At 63.3% G+C, this 13,128-nt stretch carries 9 protein-coding genes and 2 pseudogenes; 6 read left to right on the top strand and 5 right to left on the bottom strand.

The genetic code is table 11. From position 1 onward, the window contains the following. Positions 1-23 precede the first annotated feature (23 nt). Positions 24-689, top strand: a complete 666-nt coding sequence (locus tag ACFX4T_RS21035; protein ID WP_377653874.1) for an alpha/beta family hydrolase — start codon at positions 24-26, stop codon at positions 687-689. A gap of 4 nt (positions 690-693) precedes the next feature. On the opposite strand, the gene ACFX4T_RS21040 is transcribed toward ACFX4T_RS21035, so the two are convergent. From ACFX4T_RS21040 to ACFX4T_RS21050, 3 genes are all read right to left on the bottom strand, one after another. Continuing rightward, positions 694-2,778 (bottom strand): elongation factor G-like protein EF-G2, encoded by a 2,085-nt coding sequence (locus ACFX4T_RS21040; RefSeq protein WP_377653876.1) that lies wholly within the window; start codon positions 2,776-2,778, stop codon positions 694-696. A gap of 144 nt (positions 2,779-2,922) precedes the next feature. Continuing rightward, on the bottom strand, positions 2,923-3,657 hold the full coding sequence (locus tag ACFX4T_RS21045; protein WP_377653878.1) for a M50 family metallopeptidase: 735 nt from the start codon (positions 3,655-3,657) through the stop codon (positions 2,923-2,925). A 20-nt stretch (positions 3,658-3,677) separates the two neighbouring features. Further along, positions 3,678-4,295: a TetR/AcrR family transcriptional regulator C-terminal domain-containing protein gene (locus ACFX4T_RS21050; protein ID WP_377653880.1), complete on the bottom strand. Its 618-nt coding sequence runs from the start codon at positions 4,293-4,295 to the stop codon at positions 3,678-3,680. Positions 4,296-4,449: 154 nt separating this feature from the next. Here ACFX4T_RS21050 and ACFX4T_RS21055 point away from each other — a divergent pair, with 154 nt between their 5' ends. Next, a complete protein-coding gene (locus ACFX4T_RS21055) occupies positions 4,450-5,907 on the top strand; it encodes an APC family permease (RefSeq protein ID WP_377653883.1) in 1,458 nt (485 codons plus the stop codon). Next, positions 5,897-7,555, top strand: coding sequence for an amidohydrolase (locus ACFX4T_RS21060; RefSeq protein ID WP_377653885.1), 1,659 nt, complete (start codon positions 5,897-5,899; stop codon positions 7,553-7,555). The genes ACFX4T_RS21055 and ACFX4T_RS21060 overlap by 11 nt, the downstream gene beginning before the upstream one ends. Positions 7,556-7,573: 18 nt before the next feature. Here ACFX4T_RS21060 and hrpB read toward each other — a convergent pair whose 3' ends face one another. Continuing rightward, positions 7,574-10,231, bottom strand: coding sequence for an ATP-dependent helicase HrpB (gene hrpB, locus ACFX4T_RS21065; protein WP_377653887.1), 2,658 nt, complete (start codon positions 10,229-10,231; stop codon positions 7,574-7,576). Between the two features lie 109 nt (positions 10,232-10,340). After that, entirely contained in the window at positions 10,341-11,384 is a 1,044-nt protein-coding gene (locus ACFX4T_RS21070) for an NAD(P)-dependent alcohol dehydrogenase (RefSeq protein WP_223946118.1), read from the bottom strand. A gap of 124 nt (positions 11,385-11,508) precedes the next feature. Between ACFX4T_RS21070 and ACFX4T_RS21075 the strand changes: the two are divergent. From ACFX4T_RS21075 to ACFX4T_RS21085, 3 genes and pseudogenes are all read left to right on the top strand, one after another. After that, a pseudogene (locus ACFX4T_RS21075) lies at positions 11,509-11,652 on the top strand (hypothetical protein); the annotation flags it as partial. An 89-nt stretch (positions 11,653-11,741) separates the two neighbouring features. Continuing rightward, positions 11,742-12,146, top strand: a complete 405-nt coding sequence (locus tag ACFX4T_RS21080; RefSeq protein ID WP_377653890.1) for a cupin domain-containing protein — start codon at positions 11,742-11,744, stop codon at positions 12,144-12,146. 53 nt (positions 12,147-12,199) lie between these two features. Beyond that, positions 12,200-13,128: pseudogene (locus tag ACFX4T_RS21085) on the top strand (hypothetical protein); the annotation flags it as partial.

Here is a 13,128-nt window from a genome sequence, read left to right on the forward strand (position 1 = left end):
CCAAACTGCACCATGATGGATACATGCCAAACACTGAAACCGCCCTGACCGTTGCCGTGGGAGACACCAAGGTGTCGGGAATCCATGTCCTTCCGGAGGAGTCGTTCGCGACCCTCGTAGTTGCCCATGGCGCCGGAGCGGGAAAGGAACACCCCTTCCTTCAGGGATTTGCCGAGGCGATGGCGGTGGACGGCGTCAGTACTCTGCGCTTCAATTTTCCGTACCGGGAAGCAGGACGACGTTTCCCCGACCGCCCGCCGGCAGCCATAGCCACGTGGCGCGCTGTCATGGAAAAGGCCGCAGAGCTTGCAGGCGATGAACCGTTGTGGGCAGGAGGAAAATCCTTTGGGGGTCGGATGGCATCCATGGCCGTGGCTGAGGGAATGCCCACGAGTGGCCTGGTGTACCTGGGATATCCCTTGCATGCCCCGGGTAAACCGGAGAAGCTCCGCGATGAACACCTCTACGGGATAACGGTGCCCATGCTCTTCCTCCAGGGCACCCGCGATACGTTCGCGACGCCGGAACTCCTGGAGTCTGTGGTTGCCAGAATTGGCCCGACGGCGACTCTCCAGTGGAGCCAGGACGCCGACCATTCGTTCGTGGTCAAGGGCCTCAAGCGAAGTGCCGCCGAGATAGGTGCCTCGCTTGCACCCGCGGTAGCGGGGTTCATGAGGGAAAACAGTTGAGGAACTACTTCGGCACTGGTTCGTGACGCAGATAGGATCGCCGGAAGCGGCCGGTACCCGCTGTCAGTGCCCGAAGTTCAACGGCGTAGCGCAGAAGTTCCTGGTCAGGTACTTCTGCCGTAATCTCAGTACCTTCGCCGTTGGCTGCCGTAGTTCCGGTCACGCGTCCCCTCCGGCCCGACAGATCGCTCATCACCGCCCCCACGTGTTCGTCCGGGACACTGACCACCACGGCGGACACGGGCTCCAGCAACTGGATCCTTGCCGTTGCGGCGGCTTCGCGAAGCGCCAACGCACCGGCCGCCTGGAAGGCTGCGTCCGAGGAATCCACGCTGTGGGTTTTTCCGCCCACCAAGGTGACTTTGATGTCCACCACGGGGAACCCGGCCGAAACGCCCTTGAGCATCTGGGAACGCACGCCCTTTTCCACGGAAGTGACGAACGTACCGGGTATAACACCGCCCACCGTCTTGTCAGCGAATTCAAACCCCTCCCCGCGGGCCAACGGCTCAACTTCGATGTCGCAGATGGCGAACTGTCCATGTCCACCTGATTGCTTGACATGCCGGCCGTGCCCGGCGGCCTTGCTGGCGAAGGTTTCCCGCAGCGGCGTGATGACCTCAACTGTTTGAAGCTTGACGCCCTGGTTGCGCAGCCTGTCCAAGATCACCTCAGCATGCGCCTCACCCATGCACCACAGAATCAACTGGTGCGTGTCCTGGTTGCGTTCCACCCGAAGCGTCGGATCTGCTGCGACTACCTTGCCAATGCTCTTGGCCAGCGCGTCCTCGTCGCTGCGGGAGACTCCTTCGATCGCTATCGGCATCAGCGGCTCCGGCATGTTCCAGGTTTCGATCAGCAGTGGGGCGTCCTTGTCCGAGACAGTGTCGCCGGTTTCCGCGTTTGCCAGCTTGCTGATGGCACAAATGTCACCGGCTATGCACTGCGAAACAGCCTTCAGGCTTGATCCGACGGGCGAGTATAGATGGGTTACGCGCTCATCGCTGTCGTGGTCCTCGTGGCCCCTGTCTGCCAATCCCCTGCCGCCGATGTGGATAGCTGAATCTTCACGGAGGGTCCCGGAAAAAACACGGACCAGGCAGACGCGGCCCAGAAACGGATCCACTGTCGTCCGCACCACCTCGGCAGCCAGGCGTCCTGCGGGGTCGCATTCCAGTGCTTTCAAGGACGAACCATCGAGTTTCATCACTGGGGGCGCGGTGCGTTCCAGGGGCGAAGGCAAAGCATCAATCATCAGTGACATGAGCTCGGGAAGCCCCAGGCCCGTCTCCGCCGAAGTAGCCATTACCGGGAAGAAGGAGCCCCTGGCCACGGCCGTCTCCAGGTCCTTGATGAGGTCCTGCAACGGCAACTCTTCACCGCCCAGGTAGCGGTCCATCAGGGTCTCGTCTTCGCTTTCGGCAATAATCCCTTCAATCAAAGGGCCGCGGGCTTCCTCCACGGCAGGATCATCGCTGCTCCCGTGGAGCACCCCAGCCAGTTCTCCCCCAGAGGGCAGGTACAGCGGGAGGACGGACTCGCCGAAGGCTTCCTGGCAACGCACGACGGCGGCACTGAAGTCCGCGCGGGGATGGTCCAGGCGGCTGACTACGACAGCCCGCGGCATGCGGATCTTCTCGCACTCACCCCACAAGGCGATGGTGGCGCCGTCGATGCCGTCCACAGCGGAGACGACAAAGAGGGCCGCGTCAGCGGCCCTCAATCCTGCCCGTAATTCCCCCGTGAAATCCGTGTATCCCGGAGTGTCGATCAGATTTACCTTTACCTCGCCTACCAGAATCGGGGCCACCGACAAGGTGACGGACCTTTGCTGATGGATGGCTGAGGGGTCTGAATCGCTGACGGTGGTTCCCTCGGTAATCGAGCCCATCCTGGTGATGGCCCCTGTCGCAGCCAAGAGCGCTTCTACCAGCATCGACTTCCCTGCACCTGAATGCCCCACGAGGGCCACGTTGCGGATCTTGGCGGGATCACTTGCCGCCAGAGCCGTGCCGTTCTCGCTTCGCCGGGACTCGGGTGTGCCGGGTCCGGCCGTCTTAGCCGTCTCCCGTGTGCCCTTCGCGGACATGAGCACCTCCTGGTGTCGTATCCAAGCTCGGAGTTCGAACGCGCCGAAAGGTTCGAACGTGTAAGAGGATTGGACACCCTGAGGCGACCACAGGGCAAGACCCAGCCGAGGACGAAGAGCCGGCGGCGAAGCCGCCAACGGGTCCTAGGCCGGGACCATCCCCCATAATAACCATGCTGACGTGACTGTGCTTCCTGTGATGACCACGGAGAATCCTGTCAGCCACAGGAATGATGGGACACCCGTGGTGCGGCCAAGGATGTAGGCGTCCGATGCTCCGAGCCGGTCCCGGCGCCGTGTATGGACGCCGGCGAGCTTGAAAAGGTCGCGCACGGCACCCACTGACAGGGCGATACCCAGGGCCAGCACAGCGTAGTTGATGATTGTGGGCGATCCGAAGACGACCAAAACCTGGGCGATAGCTGCGCTGACCACGGCCACGAGGATCCCTGTCAGGTTGCGCAGGAAAATCAGGGAGACCAGCAGGATGAGGGCGCCTACAGACATCGCGGCCCCTGATCGGCCGGCAGCGAACGCAGCAATCAAGGCAAGTCCCACGACTGCGGGCGCAGGATATCCCCAAAACCCTGACCAGGCCGCACCAAAAGGGCTTCGGCCGCTGCTGACGAGGCGGCCCGAATGATCCAGTCCAATGCGAAGGCTGTGGACAAACCGCCCCGTCATGAGGGCGGCATAGGCGTGGCCAAGCTCATGGACGAACGTCACGTAGAGACCGAACCATCTCCACGTGACTCGAGGGATGCTCAAGATGGTTGCTGCTGCGAGAATCACCAACAACGCAGGTAGTGGCACGGCAGTAGTGTGAACGTCGGTGAAGCCACGGACCACAGCCGCCCACCAGGCTTGTACAGGATTCACAGCAGCGTTCCCAGCACCGTTCACAGCACCCCGGATTTGAGGCGCGAACGGAGTCCGGCTATCAGGATCTCCAAACCGAAATCGAAGGCTGCTTCACCACGCTGATCCGGCGGACCCGCGTGCGTTAACGCCTGGGTAAGGGCCGGGTAGCCGTGAACCGGAGGTGCCCACACGACGTCGGGAGCCGCCAGGTCCAAGGCAAATCCCAAGGCAAAACTGTCGATCGTGGAGATCGCCGAAACCACATCCTGCCCCTGGAAACCGGCATTTTCCAGGGCAACCGCCAAATTCTCGTAGAGAGCCAGTACCTGATCGTTCTGCACCGTTTGCAACACCAGCAGGGGCGCCAGTCGGGGGTGCCGGTCGAACGCGTCGCGGTAGGCGCGGACGATGACCCTGATGGCATCCTCCCAGTCCTGCCCTTCATGGAGCGTGTACGGGTTCTCGGCGATGATCCGTCCGCGCATCAGTTCCAGTATTTCTTCCCGGCCGCTGACATGGTTGTAAATGGACGATTGACTGACGCCGATCCTCTTGGCCAGTTTGGGCAGGCTGAAGTCCCCGGCCTCGTCAACCAGCTCCAAGGCAGCCGTGACGAGCGCGTCGATGGATATCAGCGGAACCAGCGGGCGTGGCATTGGGTTCTCCAATCAATGTGTTGTTACGACTCTAGCCAGAAGTTTGGGCAAAGGTATTGTGCGCCCAGTCACAAGGCCCTACGATAAACGAAAGCCTTTCGCTTATTGACCGGCTCCCCATCAAATCTCCCCGCATCGGACCTCCGAGGACACCATGTCTGAAATCGAAACCCGCCCTCCCGCAGCGGATGCTGCAAACGGGCTCAAAAAGAATGCCATCGGCACCGGCGGCATTGCCTTCCTGGTGATCTCCGCAGCAGCCCCCTTGACCGTAATGGCCGGCGTGGCACCTGTGGCCATTGGCATCGGGGGCATTGGCGCCCCCATGGGCTACGTCATCGCCGGCGCCGTTCTCTTGATCTTCGCTGTGGCTTTCATGGCCATGACCAAGCACGTCAAAGCAGCCGGTGGCTTCTACACCTACATCACACTTGCCATGGGAAAAACGGTGGGGCTGGCTTCCGCCATTCTCGCCATCATTTCCTATAACTGCCTGCAGATCGGCGTTTACGGACTCTTCGCAGTCCAGACCCAAGCCATGCTCCGGACACTCTTTGGCTTGGACGTCCCATGGCCCGCAGTAGCACTGGTGGCCGTCGCCGCCGTCTGGTTCCTTGGCTATCGGGGCATCGACGTTGGGGCCAAGGTCCTGGGTGTCCTGCTCATTGCCGAGACCGCCATTCTTGCCGTCATGGGTGCCGGCATTCTGGCGAACGGCGGCGCACAGGGCATCAGCGTTGCCTCCTTCTCCCCCGAACATGCCTTCACGCCGGGCGTCCTGGCCATCCTTGCCATCTGCTTCGCCGCTTTCATGGGGTTTGAATCCACCGTGCTCTACCGCCGTGAGGCCCGCAACCCGGACAAGTCCGTGCCCAGGGCAACCTACATTGCTGTCGGATTCATGTCCGTGTTCTACGCGTTCATCGTGTGGACGGTCATCCAGGCGTATGGCGATGGTGACGTGATGGCCGCCGCCGGTGAGTTGGCCGATGGCATGTTCTTCGCCACGATCAACCACTACGTGGGTCCCTGGGCAGAGGTTGTCATGTACGTGCTGATCGTGACCAGCGTCTATGCCTCCCAGCTTGCATTCCACAATGCCATCAACCGCTACGTTTACATGCTCGCCAAAGACGGCGTCCTCCCCGCATTCCTCGCCAGGACCCATCCGAAGTACAAGTCCCCGCACCGCGCCGGGCAGATCCAGACAGCCCTCGCCGCCGTCGTCATCATCATTTGCGCCATCGCCGGCGCCGACCCCTACAGGCAGCTGCTGATCTGGGTGAACACCCCCGGCATCTTCGGCATCGTCGCCTTGCAGGGCCTGGTGTCCGTGGCAGCTTTCATCTACCTTCGGCGCAACCCTGAGGCCGTGACCAACCGACTGCTCATTCCCTTGAGCATCGCTTCAGCCATCCTGCTCTTTGGCGTGGTGGCCCTGATCGCCATCAACATCGAACTCCTGACCTTCGCCGATGCCCTCACCAACACCATCCTCCTCTTGGTGACGCCCCTTGTTTTCCTGGCAGGCCTGCTGACAGCCCGCCGATTACGCAGGGCCCGTCCCGACATCTTCGCCCGGATTGGAAGCTTCGAAACCCATGACTCCTGACCTCATCGTCCTTGCCGACACCATCCACACGCTCGACGACAAGCCGGATAACGGTTCCCGATCAGCCATCCAGGCCGTTGCCGTCAGCGACGGGTTGATTGCCGCCGTTGGAACGCGGGAGGACGCCCAGCAGTGGCGAAAGCCCGGCACGCGGGTAGTGGATCTTGGCGGCGCAACACTCACGCCAGGCCTGGTGGATTGCCACATCCATCCCGTGTTTGGCCTGGACCTGACCATTGGCTGCGATCTGTCCGGCGCGTCCACATTGGCTGAACTACGCGCGCTGCTGCGTGCAGAGTCAGCAAATCCCGCATCGGGAAACGACGGCGGCTGGTTGCGTGCCTGGGGTCTGAATCCGAACGCGTTTGGCCCAGTACCCCTGCACCGGAGTGTGATCGACGAAGTCTCCGGAGACCGGCCGGCGATGATCCGTTTGTTCGACGGCCATTCAGCGCTGGCAAACAGCCGGGCACTGGAATTGGCCGGGATAGGCGGCCGCGTCGAATTTGACCAGTCCGCTGAGGTGGTCTGCGACGCCGACGGCGTGCCTACCGGGATGCTCCTGGAAGCTGCGGCCATTGAACTGGTGCAGCGTCACATTCCCAAGGAATCGTTCGAGGAACGCAAGACCCGCCTGGGTAACCTGCTCCGGGACTTCGCCCGGTCTGGGCTGACCGGCGGGCACGTCATGGACCATGACGAGGAGTCGACGGCTCTATTTCAGGCTTTGGAAGCCGACGGCGAGCTGCCCCTGCGGTTGCGGAGTGCGCCGTGGTGCATGCCGGGCACTGGCGTGGCCGAGTGGAAGGAACTTGCCCGAACTGTAGGCACCGGCGGACGCCGCTGGTCGATCGAGGCCATCAAACTGTTCGTTGATGGAACCGTGGACAACGGGACCGCGTGGCTTTACGAGCCGGATCTGTACGGCCAATCCACTGCGCCATTCTGGCCCCGGCCGGAAGAATACACAGCTGCGGTTCGCTACTTTGCCTCCCGTGGCATCCCGACGGCGACCCACGCCATTGGCGATGCGGGCGTGGAACACGTCCTGGACGCCTTGGAGTCGCTCCGCGGAGTTGTGACCTCGGACGTACTCCGCCAGACGGTTCACAGGATTGAACACATCGAAACGGTGCCGGACCAGCTGGTGGAACGCTTCCAGCACGCCGCAGTGGTGGCGAGTATGCAGCCGACACACTGCACGCATTATTCCGTGGCAGACCAAAGTGACAATTGGTCTAGCAGGCTTGGCAAGGTCCGAGCCGACCGGGCATGGCGTTGCAGGGACCTCCGCGAGGCTGGAGTTACGGTGGGCATCGGATCCGACTGGCCGATTGCTCCGTACGAACCCTTGCCAATCATTGCAGACGCCCAATTGCGGCGCCGTTCCGGACATCCGGAGCAGGAACCCATCGCACCAGCCCAGGCACTCACCGCGCTCCAAGCGCTTGAGGGCTACACCTCACATGCGGCACGGGCTGCAGGACTGTGGGACGTTTCGGGCTCGATCACGGTGGGCAAGCGCGCCGATTTCACCGCGTTCGAGCGCGATCCACTGACTACGGCCCCGGATGACTTGGCCGCCAGCAGCGTTGTAGGTACTTTCGTGGACGGCGAGATCCAGTTCATGTTGGAAAGGCTTGCCTAGCATTCTTTGATCGGCTGGCTACATGCGGTTCTTGGTTTTGGACGTAGCCAGTGCCGTCCACGGATCTTCGGGCCAGGGATGCTTGGGGTAGCGCCCACGCATCTCTGCCCGAACCTGGGAGTAGGGCCCGGACCAAAACGACGTGAGATCAGCTGTCACCGCCAACGGCCTGCCGGCGGGAGACAAAAGGTGGAAAAGCACCGGTACCCTTCCCTCAATAAGGCGAGGCGTGCGGTCCCAGCCGAAACATTCCTGTAGCTTGACCGCTACAACCGGGCTCCCGCCGTCGTGCTCCATATTCTTTCGATCCCGGCCCTCGGAGCCATCAGAGACCTCTGGGTACTCGATTCGCACCTGCGAGCCACTGGGCACCTGAAGGCGCTCAGGCACCAGGCTGTCCAAGGCGGAAGCCTCGGGCCAAGGGAGCAGGCGCCTAAGTGGATCGATGAGGTCTATGGTGGTGGCCGGGGTGCCGGTGGCCATGGATTCGAGCTCTGGGGCAAGCCAGTCATCCAATCTGGCCAACAGCGCGGATTCGTTGACATCCGGCCACGGATCGCCGAGCTCGCGATACAACAACGCCAGACGCCGGCGCAGCCCATCTGCCGCGGCGGACCACCCGATCATGGAGAGTCCGGCCTTTTCCAGCGCAATCGCAACAGCATGCCGGCCCTGCTCGGCACTGGGGCGCACGGGCGTCGAGGACAGTACCAGCGCTCCCAACCTCCGCTCAAGCCTGGCGGTCACCCGCCCTTGGGCGAAACGTGCTGTTACGTCCTCCACTAACAGCTCCGGCGCCGCAGCCGCCGCCAGCTCGGCGGACAGGGGCGCAGCCGATCGGATCACGGCGCCAGTGCCCGCGGCATCCCTGCCTTGGGCGCGTGAAACCTCCGCCACGGCCAACCAGTCATGGCCGGCCAGGGCGCTACCTGCGGGCAGGCCAGCCCTCGTGCCCGATGTCAGCAGATACGTTGGCGTCCCTTGGCCGGGCACCCGCCTGGCAATACGGTCCGGGAAGGCCAACGCGACCACGAACCCCGGAGCCTCCCTCGCTGAAACGTCCAGTGCCCGTTGTGAATCGATTCTTTGTCGATCAACGGTGTTGGAGGTCTCCTGACGCGCCAGCGATTCCATCCGTTTGACGTCCTCGGCGAATCGTCGGGCTGCCGGGTGTGATCCGGATCGAACTGCCGCCAGGAGTTTTGTGAGATCGGCGCCAGGCGCGCGTTGATCACCGGCTACCAATGCCACTGTTTCAGCGGCAAGGCGACGGCCAACCATCGTAGAACCGTCCAGTAGCGCGCGGGCGAGCCGAGGGTCTGCCGGGACCTTCGCGAGCGTCCTGCCCAAGTCCGTGACAGTTCCCTCCACTGTCACCGCACCGAGTTCCCGAAGGACCTCGACGGCGTCATCCATAGCGGCGCGCGGTGGTGCGTCGGGCAGTGCAAGCCCACGGCCCCCGGGGGCTCCCCAGCAAGCGAGCACGAGACCGGCGCTGGTGAGGTCGGCCACCGAAATCTCGGGGGTTTGGTGCGCTGGCGCGGCGGCGAAGGCCTGCTGGTCGTAGCACCGAACCACCCTGCCCGGTCCTTGGCGCGCTGCGCGGCCGGCCCGCTGCTCGGCCGAAGCCTTTGAGCAGGACACCGTCACCAGTCCGGACATGCCTCTGCCCGCGTCACGACGCGGTTCACGGGACAGGCCGGAATCTATAACGAGCCGGACGCCCGGCACCGTCAGTGACGACTCGGCCAACGCCGTAGACACGATGATTCGAGGAGGGTCACCGGGTTCCCGGCCTGAAACCGCCCGGTCCTGAGCGTCCGGGCCGATCTGGCCGTGCAGCTCAAGTATCTCAACACCGGCCTGGACCCGCCCGCGGAGCCGGCTGGCGACGTCGGACACTTCACGGACGCCTGGGAGGAAGACCAACGCGTCAACGTCGGGGTTTACCATGAGCGCTTCCTCGTGGGCAGCCACCGTTGTTTCGGCAACATGGTTCAGGAAGCTGTATGCCACGCCGCGATCGTTCAAGCGCTGATCCGCGGCCGGAACCCACTGGACTTCCAGGGCGTGCAGCGCGGAAGGACAGTCGACGACGGGAGCTGGCGCGCCGCCGTCGGCGCTTCGTCCCAGCAGAGCGGCGAAACGTGCGGCATCAAGAGTTGCCGACATGGCCACGAGGGTGAGGTCGCCGCGGAGTTCCCGGACTTCCGCGAGCATGCCAACGAGCAGGTCAGTTTCGAGGCCACGCTCGTGGACCTCATCCAGGATCACTGCTTGCGTACCCTCAAGTCCGGGATCAACCAGGAGGCGCCGCAAGAGAATACCCGGAGTGACGAACTCCACCACAGTGTCCGAACCCGACTTGCTCTCGCCGCGGACTGTATAACCCACCCGGCTGCCCAGACGGCTGCCGTCGAGTGAGGCAAGGCGGCGGGCGGCTGAACGCGCGGCCACCCTGCGCGGCTGGGTGACGACGACGCGGGGCTGGCCCAGGCGCCTCTCCCCCACAAGGTTGGCCAGCAGCGGAGGAACCAAGGTGGTCTTTCCCGTCCCGGGCGGTGCCTGGACGACCACCGTTCCGCCGTCGCCCTGGCTCTTGAGGGCGGCGGTGAGCTTTCCCAAGGAATCAGCGAAGACCAGTCCTGCGCCGATGGTGTCCAGTCTGAAAGTCACCACACTATTGTCCCTGCTTGGTGGCACTAAAAGGTCCACGCCCCTCGATCAACCTGAAGGCTGCGAGGAGACGTGGCCCCATCAGTGGTCTTGCTATTCGGCCGGCGTGCTAGCCGATGGTGGACGTGTCAATGACAAAGCGATAACGCACATCGGAGGCGAGCACGCGCTCATAGGCCTCATTGATCTTGCTGGCCGGGATGACCTCGATCTCGGCACCGAGCCCGTGCTCTGCGCAGAAGTCCAGCATCTCCTGGGTTTCGCGGATTCCGCCGATCATGGAGCCGGCGAACCTGCGGCGCCCACCGATGAGCGCGAAAGCATTCACCGGCAGCGGCTCGGCCGGCGCGCCAACGTTCACCAGCGTGCCGTCAAGGCTCAGCAGTTGCAGGTAGGCGCTGATGTCGATGGACGCGCTGACGGTGTTGATGATGAGGTCAAATGTGCCCGCCAGTTGCTCGAACGTGGCAGGATCACTGGTGGCGTAGTAGTGGTCAGCGCCCAGTTTGAGGCCGTCTTCCATCTTCTTCAGGGACTGCGAGAGGACAGTCACCTCGGCACCCATGGCGTGGGCAATCTTGACACCCATGTGGCCCAAGCCGCCCAAGCCCACGATCGCGACCTTCTTGCCAGGACCGGCCTCCCAGTGATGCAGAGGGGAGAAGGTCGTGATGCCTGCGCACAGCAGCGGTGCAGCGACGTCGAGATCCAGCGCTTCGGGGATGGTGACCACAAAGTCCTCGTTCACCACCACGCTGCTCGAGTATCCGCCCTGGGTGACGGTGCCGTCACGGTCAATTGCGCCGTAGGTGCCCACGTTGCCGTTGAGGCAGTACTGTTCCTCGCCCGCCAAGCAGTTCCTGCACTCCTTGCACGAGTTGACCATGCAGCCAACACCAACCCGGTCGCCCACTTTGTGCTTGGTGACGTTCTGGCCAACTTCGGTAACGATGCCGGCAATCTCGTGGCCAGGGACAAGCGGGTACTGCTGGGGACCCCAATCGCCGCGCACCGTGTGGATGTCCGAGTGACAGATACCAGCGAACTTGATGTCAATGTGGATGTCGTGAGGTCCAACCTCGCGACGTTCGATGGTGGTCAGGGTGAGGTCGCCCGTGGCCGAAGGTGAAGCATAAGCGTTAGCGGAAGGCATGTTTCTCCTGCGTGATGAAGATTAGTGGATGCTTCCATCTAACCCCCTTTTCCGAAATGCAAGGAGTTACTGCTGTTAGGGGTAATGACAGGGACTCCCTTGGAAGGCCAAAAGCCATACCGTTGGAACACATGCGGACCGCGGCCGGCGTCGCCCCTATGACCGTGGACTCGCTGGCCTCGTAGGTAAGTTGTCCAGGCGCAGCGAAGACTTCCGTGTTCGCTGGGCGGCGCACAACGTCCGGCAGCATTACATCGGCAAGAAGTAGTTCCCGCGTCCGATCGTCGGGGACCGCCTGAAACCCGCCACGACCTCCGCACGACGAACCGCAACCAATTCCACCAAGAAAAAGGAACCATGGACATTACCCCGAAGACCACCAGCACCAAGGGGCCATCAGGGCTCTTCACCGGCGACGTCTACTTCGACGTCATCGCCAAGGGAGACGCGCCCTCCCGACTTCGAGTGAACATCGTCCGCTTCGCTCCGTGCGCTAGAACGGCCTGGCACACCCACGCGGCTGGTCAGACGCTCCACGTGACGGACGGTGTAGGCCTGGTCCAGGCGCGCGGAGCAGAGGTGAAGGTGGTCCGCCAAGGTGACACCATCTACACGCCGCCGGGCGAATGGCACTGGCACGGTGCTGCTCCGGAGCATTTCATGAGCCACCTTGCCATGTGGGAAACCACCGGAGCCGCAGACGGGTCCGAAACAACGTGGGGCGAGCTAGTGACAGATGAGGAGTATGCCTATCCGGGCTGAGGGCTTTTATCGGGCTTCCTAATAATGTCAGACCCTGCTGAGAGGGTTTATTCATGGGAAGCATTGGGGAGATTCTGACGCGGCGGGCAGCAGTGACTGGCGCCTCGCTGCGCCCCCGACGCGTTCCCCTCGGAAGCCACGCCGGTGCTGCCCACGGGCAGGACGGCTTTGAAAGCCCGACGGCGGCAGTCACCGGTTCGGACAGCCCACGGGCCATGGCGCTGCTTCGCGGCATCAAACCACTGCCCGTCCCCGAACCCGATGACGCGGACCGTGACGATTCCCCTGGGCACGGCGTTTCCCACGGGCTTGAGGACGCGCGGGGAATTGAGGATGCACGGGGAATTGATGGTTCTCTGGGAATTGAGGGTGCGCTGGCTGACAGTGTTGAGGCGTTGGAAAGCCTGCGTTCCTTCACCGTGGCTGGTGCCCTGTCGTTCGGGTTTGCCGAAGCCGCGGGGTTCGCCGGGCGGGTGGAGGAGATCTCCCGCACCGTGGAATACCTGCAGGTCATCGCGGCGCACGCCGTGGAACGGACCCGTACCCAAGCCCAGCAGGCACGGCCCTCCTCCGCGGCGGGCACGGGATGGCAGACCGGCTGGACCGACCCCGCAACCACAGACCCCGGAACCACAGACCATGCCGTCCCGGCCCCCACGACAGGACCAAACCCGGCCACCGCCACCGTCACGGCTGCAGGGTCTGCTGCTGTCGGTGGATCCGCTGCTGCTGCTGGATCCGCTACTGCTGCAGGTTTCGCCACCGCCACGGGTTTCGATGCTGTCGCTGGATCCGCTACTGCTGCTGCCGGGTCTGCTAGTGCTGGGTTCGGTGGTGTTGCTGCGGCGGACGCTGCCGCGGTGGCCGATGATGGCTACCGGGACGCCGCGCAGTTCCTGCGCGCGCGCCTGCGGATCGGCATCAGCGAAGCCCGGCGCCGGCTCGCCCTGGCCTCCGAGGTCCTCCCCCGGACCGGAATCGC

The organism is Paenarthrobacter sp. YIM B13468 (assembly GCF_042788025.1).
Taxonomy (GTDB): domain Bacteria; phylum Actinomycetota; class Actinomycetes; order Actinomycetales; family Micrococcaceae; genus Arthrobacter; species Arthrobacter aromaticivorans.

Coding starts and splice junctions, on each gene's coding strand:
- ACFX4T_RS21055 (WP_377653883.1), top strand. CDS start 4,450: ATGTCTGAAATCGAAACCCGCCCTCCCGCAGCGGATGCTGCAAACGGG.
- ACFX4T_RS21050 (WP_377653880.1), bottom strand. CDS start 4,295: ATGCCACGCCCGCTGGTTCCGCTGATATCCATCGACGCGCTCGTCACG.
- ACFX4T_RS21035 (WP_377653874.1), top strand. CDS start 24: ATGCCAAACACTGAAACCGCCCTGACCGTTGCCGTGGGAGACACCAAG.
- ACFX4T_RS21080 (WP_377653890.1), top strand. CDS start 11,742: ATGGACATTACCCCGAAGACCACCAGCACCAAGGGGCCATCAGGGCTC.
- ACFX4T_RS21070 (WP_223946118.1), bottom strand. CDS start 11,384: ATGCCTTCCGCTAACGCTTATGCTTCACCTTCGGCCACGGGCGACCTC.
- ACFX4T_RS21040 (WP_377653876.1), bottom strand. CDS start 2,778: ATGTCCGCGAAGGGCACACGGGAGACGGCTAAGACGGCCGGACCCGGC.
- ACFX4T_RS21060 (WP_377653885.1), top strand. CDS start 5,897: ATGACTCCTGACCTCATCGTCCTTGCCGACACCATCCACACGCTCGAC.